Origin of the sequence: Paralteromonas sediminis (assembly GCF_003820355.1) — a bacterium.
In the GTDB taxonomy this organism is placed as follows: domain Bacteria; phylum Pseudomonadota; class Gammaproteobacteria; order Enterobacterales; family Alteromonadaceae; genus Alteromonas_F; species Alteromonas_F sediminis.
In genome coordinates this window covers 389,146-404,009 of sequence record NZ_RPOK01000003.1, presented here as the reverse complement: position 1 = coordinate 404,009, position 14,864 = coordinate 389,146, and the positions used below count along the sequence as shown (strand labels likewise).

The 14,864-nt window shown below is 46.2% G+C and carries 13 protein-coding genes; 9 read left to right on the top strand and 4 right to left on the bottom strand.

Going from position 1 to position 14,864, the window contains the following annotated elements; genetic code table 11:
- Positions 1 to 435 precede the first annotated feature (435 nt).
- From groL to DRW07_RS10885, 3 genes are all read right to left on the bottom strand, one after another.
- On the bottom strand, positions 436 to 2,082 hold the full coding sequence (gene groL, locus DRW07_RS10895) for a chaperonin GroEL (RefSeq protein WP_124027943.1): 1,647 nt from the start codon (positions 2,080 to 2,082) through the stop codon (positions 436 to 438).
- 32 nt (positions 2,083 to 2,114) lie between these two features.
- Positions 2,115 to 2,405 (bottom strand): co-chaperone GroES, encoded by a 291-nt coding sequence (locus tag DRW07_RS10890; protein ID WP_124027942.1) that lies wholly within the window; start codon positions 2,403 to 2,405, stop codon positions 2,115 to 2,117.
- A 133-nt stretch (positions 2,406 to 2,538) separates the two neighbouring features.
- Entirely contained in the window at positions 2,539 to 3,021 is a 483-nt protein-coding gene (locus tag DRW07_RS10885; protein WP_124027941.1) for an FxsA family protein, read from the bottom strand.
- A gap of 259 nt (positions 3,022 to 3,280) precedes the next feature.
- On the opposite strand from DRW07_RS10885, the gene DRW07_RS10880 reads away from it, so the two are divergent.
- Positions 3,281 to 5,083 (top strand): protein-disulfide reductase DsbD, encoded by a 1,803-nt coding sequence (locus DRW07_RS10880; RefSeq protein ID WP_124027940.1) that lies wholly within the window; start codon positions 3,281 to 3,283, stop codon positions 5,081 to 5,083.
- Between the two features lies 1 nt (position 5,084).
- Here DRW07_RS10880 and DRW07_RS10875 read toward each other — a convergent pair whose 3' ends face one another.
- Entirely contained in the window at positions 5,085 to 7,892 is a 2,808-nt protein-coding gene (locus DRW07_RS10875) for a M16 family metallopeptidase (RefSeq protein WP_124027939.1), read from the bottom strand.
- 151 nt (positions 7,893 to 8,043) lie between these two features.
- Between DRW07_RS10875 and DRW07_RS10870 the strand changes: the two genes are divergently transcribed.
- From DRW07_RS10870 to DRW07_RS10835, 8 genes are all read left to right on the top strand, one after another.
- A complete protein-coding gene (locus DRW07_RS10870; RefSeq protein WP_124027938.1) occupies positions 8,044 to 8,466 on the top strand; it encodes a glycine-rich domain-containing protein in 423 nt (140 codons plus the stop codon).
- A gap of 12 nt (positions 8,467 to 8,478) precedes the next feature.
- Entirely contained in the window at positions 8,479 to 9,411 is a 933-nt protein-coding gene (locus DRW07_RS10865) for a hypothetical protein (protein WP_124027937.1), read from the top strand.
- 178 nt (positions 9,412 to 9,589) lie between these two features.
- On the top strand, positions 9,590 to 10,036 hold the full coding sequence (gene aroQ, locus DRW07_RS10860) for a type II 3-dehydroquinate dehydratase (RefSeq protein ID WP_124027936.1): 447 nt from the start codon (positions 9,590 to 9,592) through the stop codon (positions 10,034 to 10,036).
- Positions 10,037 to 10,044: 8 nt separating this feature from the next.
- On the top strand, positions 10,045 to 10,512 hold the full coding sequence (gene accB / locus DRW07_RS10855) for an acetyl-CoA carboxylase biotin carboxyl carrier protein (RefSeq protein ID WP_124027935.1): 468 nt from the start codon (positions 10,045 to 10,047) through the stop codon (positions 10,510 to 10,512).
- An 11-nt stretch (positions 10,513 to 10,523) separates the two neighbouring features.
- Positions 10,524 to 11,870, top strand: a complete 1,347-nt coding sequence (gene accC, locus DRW07_RS10850) for an acetyl-CoA carboxylase biotin carboxylase subunit (RefSeq protein WP_124027934.1) — start codon at positions 10,524 to 10,526, stop codon at positions 11,868 to 11,870.
- A 188-nt stretch (positions 11,871 to 12,058) separates the two neighbouring features.
- Positions 12,059 to 12,946: a glucosamine kinase nucleotide-binding domain-containing protein gene (locus tag DRW07_RS10845; protein ID WP_124027933.1), complete on the top strand. Its 888-nt coding sequence runs from the start codon at positions 12,059 to 12,061 to the stop codon at positions 12,944 to 12,946.
- Positions 12,947 to 12,968: 22 nt separating this feature from the next.
- Complete coding sequence (ybaK, locus tag DRW07_RS10840) at positions 12,969 to 13,442, top strand: Cys-tRNA(Pro) deacylase (protein WP_124027932.1); 474 nt, start codon at positions 12,969 to 12,971, stop codon at positions 13,440 to 13,442.
- A 48-nt stretch (positions 13,443 to 13,490) separates the two neighbouring features.
- On the top strand, positions 13,491 to 14,849 hold the full coding sequence (locus DRW07_RS10835) for a M48 family metalloprotease (RefSeq protein WP_124027931.1): 1,359 nt from the start codon (positions 13,491 to 13,493) through the stop codon (positions 14,847 to 14,849).
- Positions 14,850 to 14,864: the final 15 nt, after the last annotated feature.

Genomic DNA, 14,864 nt, shown 5'->3' with positions numbered 1-14,864 from the left:
GTAAAGATCCAGATGAATCTTGATTAGCACAAAAAATTTATCCATCTAACAATGATATGCGCTTTCTGCAAATTTTAGCTATTGTGTATTCTAATTTATAAAAGCTATCAATAAGATTAATTTTAACTGATTTATTTGTGATTACGTTTTCATGATACTGGTCATGAATCGGGAACGCAGTATCCCAAAACATGATAGAGGAATAAAAGTGAAGCAATTAATAAAGGTTATAACGTTTAAAAGAAGAAATGTGATGAACCAGCAAGTCTTTCGGTGTAATTACAGTGATAACTATTATGGTGATCAATGCTGTACACCAATATCTAAAATAGGCCAGTGAAAGAGACTAGGCGTGCTTAGTGCAACAAAAAAGCCCGAACACATGTTCGGGCTTTTGAATAAGACCTAGTCGAGAAGACCAGATAGGAGGTTGGCTTACATCATGCCGCCCATACCGCCCATACCGCCCATGCCGCCCATGTCAGGCATCGCAGGCGCTTCTTCTTTAGGTAGTTCAGCAACCATAGCTTCAGTCGTGATCATCAAGCTTGCGATTGAAGATGCAAACTGTAGCGCACTACGGGTTACTTTAGTTGGATCAAGAATACCCATTTCCAGCATGTCACCGTAAGTGTCGTTACCTGCGTTGTAGCCGTAATTACCTTCGCCGCCTTTCACGTTGTTAGTCACAACAGAGGCTTCGGCACCTGCGTTAGACGCGATTTGACGCAGTGGCGCTTCCATTGCACGAAGTGCAAGTTTAACACCGTGAGTCTGGTCTTCGTTGTCACCAGCAAGGTCTGTAATCTTGGCAGCAACGCGAACTAGCGCAACACCACCACCTGCAACAACGCCTTCTTCTACCGCAGCGCGTGTCGCGTGAAGTGCATCTTCAACACGTGCTTTCTTCTCTTTCATTTCAACTTCGGTCGCGGCACCAACTTTGATTACTGCAACACCGCCAGCTAGTTTAGCCATGCGCTCTTGAAGTTTTTCTTTGTCGTAGTCAGAGGTAGACTCTTCAATTTGTGCGCGAATTTGAGCAACACGACCTTGGATTGCTTCTTCTTCGCCCGCACCGTCAACAACCGTAGTGGCGTCTTTGTTGATGACAACACGCTTAGCAGTACCTAGGTCTTCAAGCTCAACTTTTTCTAGCTCAAGGCCGATTTCTTCTGAAATCACAGTACCGCCAGTTAGAATAGCGATGTCTTGTAGCATAGCTTTACGACGGTCACCAAAACCAGGCGCCTTCACTGCTGCTACTTTAACGATTCCGCGCATGTTGTTAACAACCAATGTTGCAAGCGCTTCACCTTCAACGTCTTCGGCAATGATAAGAAGAGGCTTAGATGACTTAGCAACCGCTTCTAGTGTTGGAAGCAATTCACGGATGTTAGAGATTTTCTTGTCAACAAGAAGGATATACGGGCTGTCTAGTTCAACAGTGCCTGTTTCCTGATTGTTGATGAAGTAAGGCGAAAGGTAACCGCGATCAAATTCCATACCTTCAACAACGTCAAGTTCGTTTTGAAGTGCTTGGCCTTCTTCTACAGTAATAACACCTTCAGTGCCTACACGCTCCATTGCCTCAGCAATGATGTCACCCACTTCTTTGTCAGAGTTAGCAGAAATAGTACCTACTTGGGCAATCGCTTTGTTGTCAGTGCAAGGCGTAGACAGTGCTTTCAATTCTTCTACTGCCGCGGTAACCGCTTTATCGATACCACGCTTAAGGTCCATTGGGTTCATGCCTGCTGCAACAGACTTCAAACCTTCAGTGACGATAGCTTGTGCTAATACCGTTGCTGTTGTTGTTCCGTCACCGGCTTCGTCATTGGCTTTAGAAGCTACTTCTTTCACCATTTGCGCGCCCATGTTCTCAAACTTGTCTTCAAGCTCGATTTCTTTAGCCACAGACACACCATCTTTAGTGATGGTAGGTGCGCCAAAAGACTTATCCAGAACAACATTACGGCCTTTAGGACCCAAAGTTACTTTAACTGCATTTGCTAGTACGTTGACGCCTTTAAGCATTTTTGTGCGAGCGTCATCACCAAAACGGACTTCTTTAGCTGCCATTTTTGTATTCCTCTAATTCGTTACGGTTAGACTTATTCAACAATCGCTAGGATGTCGCTTTCGCTTAAGATAAGCACTTCTTCGCCGTCCAGCTTTTCGGTTTTTACGCCGTAGCCGTCGTTGAAAATAACGGTGTCGCCAACTTTAACGTCAAGAGGCTTAACGTCGCCGTTTTCCAAAACGCGGCCATTGCCAACAGCAATGACTTCACCACGGGTTGATTTTTCAGCCGCTGAGCCAGTCAGTACGATGCCACCAGCTGATTTGCTTTCTTGCTCATCACGCTTAATGATGACTCGATCGTGTAAAGGACGAATTGCCATTTTCAAATCTCCTGAAAATTCCAATGTCTAATTAAGTGTGGTGCGCTGCACTATGCAGCACACCGGTTTCTGATTTCTGCGAGGTTAAATGGGGTATTCCCGTACTAATCTCAAGGGTAAAAAGTGAAAAAAATTAGTTTTTTTCGTTTTTATCGTCAATTGTGGGCGTTTCATGGTTGCGAAACTCCCCTTCAAACACATCACCGTCGTTTGAATCTTGGCGATATGACTGATATTGCGAATAACTGTGCTGAGTCACAATATGACCAGATAAACGCTTGGAAACGGCTTTAGCAATCGCTTTTCTTGTGGGGGGGATCACCAATAAAAAGCCCACCACATCGGTCATAAAGCCGGGTGTCACTAACAATACCCCAGCCACTAGCAAACAGGCCCCTTCAAACAATTCTTGGCCAGGCATTTGCTGTTGTTGCAGTTTGTTTTGTGCAGCTTGCATAGTGGCCAGACCTTCGCGCTTGACTAAAAATGCACCCACGGCAGCTGTTATTAATACTAATGCGATGGTATTCCAGCCGCCAATTTCGCCTCCCACATGAATAAGTAACGCAATTTCTGCAACGGGTATAATGGCAAATAATAAAAATAAAATAGGCAAGGTAATGTCTCGTTAACAGTGTGGTTCACGAGGAAAAGCTCAGAAGAGAAGTGTTTTACAAATCTGAGACGCCGTAAACACGTCCGTGTGGGCTCTGCTTCGGCATCCATGCCTCAGAAGCTCAAATTTGTAAAACACTTCTCTTCTAATCTTTTCCTCTTTATTCGGCGTTTCATAGAATAATTGAGGCCATTTGAAAGTTTCTCAAGTATAACTAGGTCAATAACGACATCTTTGCAGCAGTAGAAAGGTTTTTTAGGTGGTTAAGCAGTCTGTATTTTCATTATTTGTGTTGTTGCTTTTGGGCAGCCTCTCGGTTTTTAGTTATGCGCAAATTGGCAGTAATAGTTTATCTGATCCCTTCAGCGAAGAGCCGCAGTTTCTGCAGGTTGATGAAGCCTTTAAGTTTGATTTTGAGCAAAAGGGCGACCAGCTTACCGTTAAGTTTGATATTGCTGACGGCTACTACCTGTATAAAAAGCAATTCAGGGTAACCGTAAAAGGAGCCACCCTTGGCGAACCTGTTTACCCCGATACTTTCGTGCAAATTGAAGATGAGTTCTTTGGTATTTCCGATGTCTTTTATCAAGGCGTGCAAATTACTTATCCCATCACAGAATCCAAAAAAGACGCTACGGTGGCTTTTCGTTTTCAAGGCTGTGCAGACGCGGGACTGTGCTATCCACCTACAATAAAGCAAATCTACTTAAATGAAGTATCGACAGGCGACTCGACAGAGAGTGCATCGTCGGGCGCCCGGTCGCAGCAGTTTGATCTTGCAGATAAACTGGCCGGCGAAGAAAGCCTGTGGATTGCGTTGGCCGCATTCTTAGGCTTGGGTATCTTACTTGGTTTTACGCCCTGTGTTTTTCCTATGTACCCCATCCTCTCCGGTATTGTGATAGGTCAGGGCAAAGAAGTTAAAACCAGCAAAGCCTTCACGTTGTCTTTTGTGTACGTACAGGGGATGGCGATTACGTATTCGCTACTTGGTTTGGTGGTCGCGTCTGCTGGGGTGCAATTTCAGGCTGCGCTCCAGAATCCGATTTTGTTGTCAGTTTTTATCATTGTTTTTGTCTTGTTGGCGCTGGCTATGTTCGGTGCCTATGAGTTGCAGTTACCGTCTTCCTGGCAGGAGCGTTTAAACAACCTGAGCAACAATCAAAAACGCGGCAATATGGTCGGTGTGTTTGTGATGGGCATATTGTCTGGCTTGATTGCCTCACCATGCACGACAGCCCCACTCACCGCTATTCTTTTATATATCGCGCAATCCGGTGACATGGTGCTGGGCTTCTTTGCCTTGTACGTACTCAGTATTGGTATGGGTATACCGCTTATTATCTTTGGTATCACCGGCGGCAAACTACTACCCAAGGCTGGAAACTGGATGAACGTAGTGAAAGCGACGTTTGGTTTTATGATGCTGGCAGTGGCTATCTTCTTCATCGAGCGTATGTGGATTAGCGAATACAGTTTATTGCTCTATGCTGGCTTAGGGTTGGGCATGTTCACCTACTACTTTGTCATGAATGCGAATAGTGCAACCACATTCTGGAAGGGCGTGCGCACTTTGCTTATCTTCCTAGGCTTATTTAGCAGTGCCATGCTGGCGTACCGCGTTATATTTCCGCCACAGGTGGTAGCTGTGGCAGCGTCTGGTGACAGCGCAGCTACGCTCAACAAAAAGGGGCATCCTGAATTTATCATTGTAAAGAATCTGGCTGATTTGAAAGAAAAAGTTGCTGCAGCCAATGCGCAAGGACAATCGGTAATGGTCGACTTATATGCAGACTGGTGTGTGGCATGTAAAGAGTTTGAGAAATATACGTTTCCAGACCCTGCTGTTCTAGCTGCTTTGTCCAATACGGCGTGGATGCAAATCGATCTCACCCACAACACACCTGAGGGTTTGGCTTTTCAAGAACACTTCAGTATTTTTGGACTCCCCACTATTTTGTTTTTTGACGAACAAGGCAACGAATTAACGCAGTCTAGAATAACCGGATTTATGCGTGCCGAGCCCTTTGCTCAGCACGTTGAAGCGGCGTTGAATCAGTAAGTTAGTCTTCTTCTGTCGCTGGCAGCATCACAGCGGTAAATACATTGTTTGTGTTAAAATACCGCTTTGCTGCCTGATGTACCTTTTCCGCTGTTAACGATTGAGTGATTTGCTGATACATTGCCAGCGTCTGAGGTGTGTAATCTGGCGTAGTGAATTGGTGCAAATGACCAGCCCAGAAGGCATTACTCTCTAGCTGTGCTTCCCGGCTTTTCAGTCGCGTTTCTATGTGGTTGTTTATGTAGTGATCCTGCGGTGGTTGTTCGGCTAACAGGGCCGCTATGCGCTGTACTTCCTTAACCAGTTCGTCTACCCGTTGTGGATCACAGGTAAATGAGACCTTAATGCTATAATTTGCCTGTGGGATTCTATTTAATCCGGGTGTGACGTTTACCCCGTAAACACCGCCTTTTTCTTCTCGCAAAGATTCGCGCAGCAATGTACTAAATACATCTGACATGGCATAAAATGTCGCTGATTCCTCATGGCTCCATTCGCTTTTGCCAAACCACTCCAAATTGACGGTCGCTTTTTCGGCCTGGCCATTATTGACCGACACGTTTTGTGCCCCCAATACGCGCAGGTCTGGTGTCTCTCGCCATTGTTCTCTTTTTTCGGAAAAGGGCAGGCTGGCAATATATTGTTCAATCAATGGCGCCATGGCTTCGAGGTCCAGGTTGCCGACAAAGGCAAACACAAAGTCGCCCGCATTGGCAAAGCGCTGTTTGTAAAGTGCGACGTTTTCTTCCAATTCAAATTGTGTGACAAGATCTGGCGTTAAGGCAAAGTTTCTGGGCGATGTTTTGAATTTTGCTTTTCTAATGGCTTCGCTGTAAGCCCAATGGGGCGCGTTGACTCTTTGCTCAAGAGAAGGTTTTACTCTGGAGATAAAGGTATTAAACGCTTTCTCGTCTTTTCTGGGCGAGGTAAATACGGCATGTAGCATAAGTAAGCTATGTTCTATGTCGTTCACAGATGAAAAACCTGATACCGATTCGGTGTGGGATGAAATTCGCGGGCGCAAACTGAAGGCCTTGCCTGCGTTAAACTTGGTTAATTCGGTCTGCCCAAAATTGCCAAACCCCATTTGCTGCACAAGGCTAGTGGCCATAAACACGCGTGACAGTTTGTCGTCATCAACAAGTGATTGGCCACCAAAGCTTCTGGCAGAGATCACAATTTCATCATTCTTGTGCTGCGTTTGCTTCAGCCAGACCCTTGCACCATTGCTCAGTGTCCATAAGTGCGCATCCAGTGACTCCTTATACTCTTTTCGCACAATGCTGCCAGGCTTAGGTAACGCATCCAGTATAGATTGTTCCAGAATGTCATCCTGATAGGCCTGTTGTTGCTTAGTCTTTGCCGCTTGCCAGAGCGTCGTGAGTGCTTCCTTCGAAGGCAAGGACTCTTTGCTGCGCTCTGGTGCTGACACGGTAATAACTTTGCCTCGCTCTGAAAGCCACTCTGTTACTACATGGTTGACGTCTGCTACGCTAATTGACGGAATTTGCTTGGCGGCAATAGCGTAGTTTTGTGTCGGAGAGAGCAGCGGCGCATTGTTCAATACATGGGCAACAACTTGATTGGCATAACTCGCTGAAGGTAGTTTGTCTTCTTCTGATACAGCGCGTTCAAACGCCTTTAACATGTTGGTTTTGCTTCTTTCCAACTCACTAAGCGTAAAGCCATGGTTGGCTGCCTGATAAATAGTATCAAGCGTCTTAGATATACCAGAGGTAATGTCTTCAGGTTTAAGCAACATAAAGGCAGTCCATTGATCAATACCACCAAACAAACTGTTGTAAGACGTACCGGCTCGTATAACAGGTAATTGCCCTTCTTGTGTGGCCTGAGTGAGCCGTGCGTTGATCATTTGTGTAACTAAGCCGTATACCCACCGGGTTTTCAGATCATTTTTCGTCGCTCTGCTCAATGCGGGTTTTCTTATATTGAACAAAGCGCGAATAGCGGTAAGTTCAGGGTCCGTTTCAATACTGATTAAAGGCGACTCATTCACAGTGATAGCATAATGTGGGCGACTGACCGGCTCCGGGCTGGCTGCTATCAACCCGAAATATTGATGGATTAGTGCCTTGATATAGCGGCTATCAAAATCGCCAACGGCCACAACTGTCATGCGCTCTGGCCGGTACCATGTCTTATAAAAGCGGATCAAATCGGCGTGGCTGCCATTCTCAATATTATTCGAAGTGCCTATGGGTAAACGCTCGGCATATCTGGACTGGTTAAAAATAACCGGTATTTGCTTGTCTCGGATCCGTTGGTTGGCGCTCTGCCCACGACGCCACTCTTCAAGCACTACACCTCGCTCTTTGTCTATTTCTTCAGGCTCAAAACTCACCTTGTGTGCCCAGTTTTCAAGTATGCGAATGCCCTTTTTCAAATCAGCGTGGTTCTGAGAGGGGAGCGTTAGTTTGTAGACAGTTTCATTGAAGCTGGTGTAAGCATTTAAATGCGCACCAAATCGCATACCCACGGACTGCATGTAGTCAATAATTTCCTGCTTGGCAAAGTCCTCGGTACCATTAAAAGCCATGTGCTCCACAAAGTGAGCGAATCCGCGTTGGCTTTCTTCTTCAGGTGTTGAGCCAACATCAACAATCAAGCGTAATTCTGCGCGATTACTGGGTTTTTGGTGTTGTTTGATGAAATAGCGTATGCCGTTTTCTAGTGTGCCAGTTTGTATGTGTTCGGACGTGGGCAATGCCTCGTTGGCGTGAAGAGGCGTCGGGATAGCACCAATAACAATAGAGAAGAATAGGCATTTAAAAACGCGGTGAGACAACATCCAGAGTCCTTTGGCGGATAAATTACAGGGGATTGATTGTAAACAGCTTAAGACAGTGTGGCTACATGACGGCAACCTTTACTTACATAACGCATTCGACACAGACGTAAGAGTTGATATATTTTTAAACAGCGTGACAAGGAGTGCAACGGTGCAAAAAGCCATTAACAAGCAAACAGCAACGTGGGCGAAAATACTGATGCAGGAAAACCCTATGCTGTCTGCAAAAATTGTGTCCAACGTTGAATCAATAAATCAGCACAATGTTCATCATGCACTGACAGAAGTGGTTAGATTCTTATGGCTTTGTGCCAAGCATGAACATGTATTGACACCCTCAGTAATCGTCGATAATTGCTGGCATGAGTTTATTTTATTTACACGTACCTATGCCGTGTTTTGTTCAACAACTCTGGGTACCTTTATTCATCATCAGCCCAGTGCCAATGAGGGCGATAACCAAAGACAGTATCTGATGACGCGTGAACTTTACCAGCAAACATTTGGTCCAATGAACCAGGTTTTCTGGCCTGCACTCGAGCAAGTAGCAGCTTGTGGCACTTGCGAAGACTAGAAGGAATCTTGTATGTACCTGTATAAACGTATCGATATTCGGTTAACTAAAAACTACACCGAACTACTCAGGCGCCCGTCTAAAGTCTTTAATAAAATTAAATCACTATTTAGTGGTGAAATGACACCTACCCAGCAAAAGCAAGCGGATGTGATGCTTAGCGTTATTCAACGCCTAAATGTGGCTTTACGCCGTTCTGGTTTTACGCGTCTGGCAAGTATTTCTGTAAATAACGTCTTGGTATTTGACTGTGCTACGCAAGAAACCACATTGGAGCAAAGCAATGCAACCCTCGTTGAGGGCTTTAACAGTGGCGATTTTAAACAGCTGGATCAGATCCAACTGGTAATAGACGGCGAAGACCAAGCTCTGCATTACCTGCTTAACGTGAGCATTGACAGAAAACCAAAACATCATGACACACCGGTATGTATTGCCATGTATGGATTTGTAAAAGCGTTTGGCAAACAAAATACTGAATCGGATAACGTGTTTTCACAGCGGGTTAAGGCGCTAATGGCTGAGCAATGGGGCACAGAAGCACAAATTCAACAACAGCTGGATGCGTTAGAAAACCAGTTTGAACAGTTGGTTACCAGATTGTCTGATCAGATAGCCGAGCACTTTCCTTCAGGCATTGAGGTGTCTGATACACAGAAACGAAAGCGCAATAGGGAAATGAGCAGTCAACATCAATCGCATAAAGACCGCTATGACGCAGTGTATAGTTATTTGCCACTTTTTTACTTATACACAGAGGGCGTGTATGCCGAGGGTGAAGATCCCTTTGTGCTAGACAGTGCTTCTTCCAATTGGGATCGCAATACGAACGTAACTGTTGGGACGGCAGACGACAACAGCTGGGCTGACGCCATAGAGGTCAGTGACGGTGGCAGCAGTGCAGGTTGCGGAAGTGGTTGTGGCGGTGGCTGTGGTGGAGGGTAAACTTCGCTGATAAGACCAGTATTTTGCTGCGATCTTACGGCTTTTCGTTATACTTCCTGACAGAATATGTGAAATTTGATTAAGAAGTGTTTTTTTTAATCAATTTGCTCGCAATTGCAGCGAATGTTTGTTGGAATAGCGAATAAGTGGTTTTTTCGCGGATTTTGTCAGCACGTTTATGAATATTTTAATACTTAATGGGCCTAACCTGAACTTGTTGGGCAGCAGAGAGCCTGATAAATATGGTTCAGTGACACTAGACGATATTCTTGCGCGTCTGGAAACCTTATCAGCGCAGCAGAGTATTTCTTTGTCGCACGTTCAGTCAAATGCTGAGCACGTCCTTATTGATACCATCCACAACGCTGCCGGTACAGTTGATGCAATTATATTTAATCCAGCGGCATTCACACACACCAGCGTTGCCCTACGTGATGCACTGCTAGCGGTTCAGATTCCGTTTTACGAGGTACACCTCAGTAATGTGCATCAGCGTGAGGCATTTCGCCATCATTCTTACTTCTCCGATATTGCAGCGGGTGTCATTGTAGGTTTGGGCCCATTGGGCTACGAGCTGGCGCTGACTGCTGCAATTGTAAAACACAATGAATTACAACAAGGCTAAGACAGAAAATGGACATACGTAAAATTAAAAAGCTCATTGAGCTTGTCGAAGAATCTGGCATCTCAGAATTAGAAATTACAGAAGGTGAAGAGTCGGTTCGCATCAATCGGGGTGCCCCTGCGGGCTCAGCGCCTATGCCGATGCACTATGCCGCAGCACCAGCTCCAGCGCCAGTTCCCACACCGGCTGCGCCCGTTGCACCTGCTGCAACTGACGAGCCTGCAGCGAGTGATATCCCAGCGGGTCATGTGGTGAAATCGCCTATGGTGGGCACCTTCTATCGCGCCTCTTCGCCTACTGCTAAAGCATTTGTTGATGTAGGCCAGAAAGTCAATGTGGGCGATACCCTTTGCATTGTCGAAGCTATGAAAATGATGAACCAAATTGAAGCAGACAAAGCGGGCGTGGTGAAAGCGATTCTGGTAGATAACCAAGATGCGGTTGAGTTTGACCAGCCTCTCTTTGTTATCGAATAAGTGGCATCGCCATGTTAGATAAAGTATTGATCGCCAACAGAGGCGAAATAGCACTAAGGATCTTACGGGCTTGTAAGGAACTTGGCATTAAGACAGTGGCAGTGCATTCAACGGCAGACAGAGCGTTGAAGCATGTTCTGCTGGCAGATGAGTCAATTTGTATCGGCAATGCCTCTGCTACTGAAAGTTATTTGAATATTCCGCGTATCATTGCAGCGGCAGAAGTGACTAATTCAGTGGCTATTCATCCCGGCTATGGATTTTTGGCAGAAAATGCAGAGTTTGCTGACGCAGTTGAACAAAGTGGCTTTATTTTTATTGGTCCAAAAGGTGAAACCATCAATTTGATGGGCGACAAAGTGTCGGCCATTAATGCTATGAAAAAGGCGGGTGTGCCTTGTGTGCCTGGGTCAGACGGTCCGCTCACTGAAGATACCGAACGCAATAAAAGCATAGCGAAGCGTATCGGTTACCCCATTATTGTCAAAGCAGCAGGTGGTGGCGGTGGACGCGGCATGCGCGTAGTTCGCAGTGAAGACGAACTGGAATCCGCGATTGCGACGACCAAAGCTGAAGCTGGAGCCGCTTTTGGTAACGACATGGTTTACATGGAAAAATTCCTTGAAAATCCACGCCACGTCGAAATTCAGATTATTGCAGACGGTCAGGGCAATGCTATTCACTTGGGAGAACGTGACTGCTCTATGCAGCGCCGTCACCAAAAAGTGGTTGAAGAGGCGCCTGCACCTGGTGTGACTGAAGAAATGCGTAACCGTATTGGTGAACGATGCTGTAGGGCCTGTGTAGAAATCGGCTATCGCGGTGCGGGTACGTTCGAGTTTCTCTATGAGAACGGCGAGTTCTATTTTATAGAAATGAATACCCGTATTCAGGTTGAGCACCCCGTTTCAGAAATGATAACCGGCGTTGACTTAATTAAAGAGCAATTGCGCATCGCCGCCGGGCAACCATTGTCACTTGATCAGTCTCAAGTGAAAATTCGAGGCCATGCGATAGAGTGTCGTATCAATGCAGAAGATCCAGAGACCTTTATTCCTAGCCCAGGAAACATTTCTATGTTTCATGCGCCTGGTGGTCTAGGAGTTCGCTGGGACTCTCATGTCTATGAGGGTTACAGCGTACCACCCTATTATGACTCAATGATCGGTAAACTCATTAGCTATGGCGAAAGCCGTGACGAAGCCATTGCACGTATGCGTCATGCACTTGAAGAGCTGGTTATTGAGGGGATCAAGACTAACGTTCCTCTGCAACGCCAAATTATGGCCGATGAAAACTTCTTCAATGGTGGTACTAATATCCACTATCTTGAGAAGAAGCTCGGTATCAACCACTAACACAACAAAGGCGCTATTCAGCGCCTTTTTTATTGGCACCTTTCATTACAACTGACCGGTTTATTTAAACCAATCTGAATGTAATAGTGACAGCGTAAAGCCGTGAGTGAAACTTATACTCTGGCATTCACTATTGGGTAACGATAAAGTAGTGATTAGCGAAGTGAGAGAGACTGTAAGGATTGTAGGTGACAGTATTTTTTTTGGGGGTTGATGGTGGAGGGTCAAATACCCGAGCCAGATTAGAGGACGCCAAGGGCAATCTGCTGGGTGTTGGACTGGCAGGACCATCAAACCTGGTCAGAGGAATACCTGCGGCCAAAGCCGCTATCATGGATGCGACGTCAGCAGCATTGCAACAAGCATCGCTTTCTTCGTCACAGTTGTCCAGTATACACGCCTGCATTGGTGTAGCAGGGGCAAATGTAGACAGTTACGCCAGTCAGCTGAATGCTTGGCAGCATCCTTTTCATAGCCTCCAGGTGACGACAGATTTACACGTTGCCTTAGTGGGGTCTCATGGTGGTGGGGAAGGTGCTGTGATTATCACAGGCACGGGGTTTTGTGGCGGTATTTCACTCAACGGCGATTATTGTGAAGTAGGTGGCCACGGGTTGTTAATGGGCGACGGAGGAAGTGGTGCCCTGCTAGGCCTTCGTGCAGTGCGGCATACATTAGAAACGCTAGACGGTGTTGTGCCAACCTCTGATCTTGCGCAAGCTGTGTGTAAGAAGCTGGGTTGTAATACTGCTGCGGAAATGGTGTCAGCGAGTATTGAGCAGCCCCCAGTCTATTTTGCAGCTCTGGCACCCACAGTGTTTGAGTGGGCAAAGCTGGAAGACGAAACCGCGCTGGAGATCGTCCACAAAGCGGCTCGCTTTACCGCAAATTATGCGCGTTTACTCCTTAATAAACGGCCCCAACGCTTCAGTGTTATAGGTGGTATTGCAGAAAGCTTGTTACCTTATTTACCTGAAGACTTACAAAAGCAATGCGCCCCTGCCTTGTGCACGCCTGTTGAAGGTGCTGTACTTTTGGCCCGCCGCAAACATCAATCATTTGCCGCTAACATGTAATTCAGTACTTTAGAGTTACAGAATGACGCCGGCAATCGTTACACTGCAAAAAGCAAAAGTGACATTTCATGTGCATACTTACGCACATAACCCCTCTGAGCCGTCTTATGGTGTAGAAGCTGCAGAAAAGCTTGGCCTATCTCACGCTCAGGTCTTTAAAACACTCTTGGTGTCATTGGACAATGATCGCTTGGCGGTAGGTATTATTCCTGTCACCTCTATGCTTAATATGAAGAAGGTGGCCAAGGTGTTAGGCGCCAAAAAAGTCATGATGGCTGATAAAAGCCTTGCTGAGCGCACAACCGGTTATGTACTCGGGGGGATAAGCCCACTGGGGCAGAAGAAGTCATTGGTGACGGTAATCGACAGCTCTGCCGGTAACTTCCCAAGCATTTTTGTCAGCGGCGGCCGCAGAGGCCTAGAGATAGAACTGGCTCCCGATATTCTACTTCAACTGGTTAAAGGTCGTTTTGCCGATATTTGTCAGCAGTCTTGAGAGAAGCTGTTACTATAAAATAATCGATAGAATAAAGGGGAATAGCGAATGACATCGTTTAAGGACCACACCAAAAATCAAATTAACCGACGAGAGTTTTTATGGCTAATGGGGTGTGCAGGGACTGCAGCCATGGTTACCCCACTAACAGGTTGTATGAGTACCGACCCCGTCACTGGTGAGCGCGGTTTTGTATTAATGTCAGAGCAGCAGGAAATTGCCATAGACAAACAGCAATCGCCACATCAATTTTCATCTGACTATGGCGTGAGTCAGGATACAGCACTGAACCAATATTTGAACTCAGTCGGTCAGCGTATTGCAGCGATTTCTCACCGTCCACATATGCCCTATAATTTTCAAGTGGTTAATGCGACCTATGTCAATGCCTATGCATTCCCTGGAGGCAGTATAGCCGCGACGCGGGGCATTCTACTGGAAATGGAAAATGAGGCCGAGCTAGCGGCGCTAATTGGGCATGAAGTTGCCCATGTCAATGCTCGTCATACGGCTGAGCGTGCTACTCGCAGTCAGCTTGCTGGTATGCTTGCCAGTGCTGCCACCGTGCTCACAGCGCAATCTGAGTACAATCAATATACAGATATCGTCAATACGCTTGGTGGTATGGGGGCTGGTGCTCTGCTGTCACGTTATAGCCGAGACAATGAGCGGGAGGCTGACAGTCTTGGTGTAGAGTATATGGTCAAGTCGGGGCAAAATCCGCAAGGCATGGTTGGACTGATGGAAATGCTTAATGGCACTAAACAACGAGAACCCAATATCATTGAGCAAATGTTTTCTTCACACCCAATGAGCTCAGAGCGCTACCAAACAGCCGTTGCTCAGGTTAACAGCCAATATGGTGCGGAAAAAAAGCGCTCGTTCAACAAAGACAGATACATGGACTCCACGGCCAAAGTACGCCGGATCAAGGAAACTATTAAAGGCATTCAGGCAGCTGAAAATGAGATGAACAAGGGTAACTTTTCTGCTGCGGAGTCGCATTTTGAGTCCGCATTGAAGCGAGCACCCAACGATTACTGTGGATTGGTAATGAGTGCAAAATGCCAGCTTACACAAGAAAAACTGGCTCAGGCCGAACGCTTATTAGAGAAAGCTAAATCGGTCTATCCTCAAGAAGCGCAAGCGGTTCATTTGAGTGGCGTAACTAAACTAAAGCTGGGGAAAAATGAAAGTGCATTTAACGAGTTCCGGCGCTATGAAGAGAGAATGCCCGGTAACCCTAACTCCGTATTTTTTCAAGGTTTCTCACTTGATCGTATGCAAGAAAAAGAACGAGCTGCCACTGAATACATGCGTTTTTTGAAGCAGGTTAATCAAGGCGAACAGGCAAAGCATGCCTATGCCCGTTTAACTGAATGGGGATACATAAAACCGCAAGGTTAACGCATCTAATAAAAA

Coding starts and splice junctions, on each gene's coding strand:
- DRW07_RS10875 (WP_124027939.1), bottom strand. CDS start 7,892: ATGTTGTCTCACCGCGTTTTTAAATGCCTATTCTTCTCTATTGTTATT.
- ybaK (WP_124027932.1), top strand. CDS start 12,969: ATGACGCCGGCAATCGTTACACTGCAAAAAGCAAAAGTGACATTTCAT.
- aroQ (WP_124027936.1), top strand. CDS start 9,590: ATGAATATTTTAATACTTAATGGGCCTAACCTGAACTTGTTGGGCAGC.
- DRW07_RS10835 (WP_124027931.1), top strand. CDS start 13,491: ATGACATCGTTTAAGGACCACACCAAAAATCAAATTAACCGACGAGAG.
- DRW07_RS10865 (WP_124027937.1), top strand. CDS start 8,479: ATGTACCTGTATAAACGTATCGATATTCGGTTAACTAAAAACTACACC.
- accC (WP_124027934.1), top strand. CDS start 10,524: ATGTTAGATAAAGTATTGATCGCCAACAGAGGCGAAATAGCACTAAGG.
- groL (WP_124027943.1), bottom strand. CDS start 2,082: ATGGCAGCTAAAGAAGTCCGTTTTGGTGATGACGCTCGCACAAAAATG.
- DRW07_RS10890 (WP_124027942.1), bottom strand. CDS start 2,405: ATGGCAATTCGTCCTTTACACGATCGAGTCATCATTAAGCGTGATGAG.
- accB (WP_124027935.1), top strand. CDS start 10,045: ATGGACATACGTAAAATTAAAAAGCTCATTGAGCTTGTCGAAGAATCT.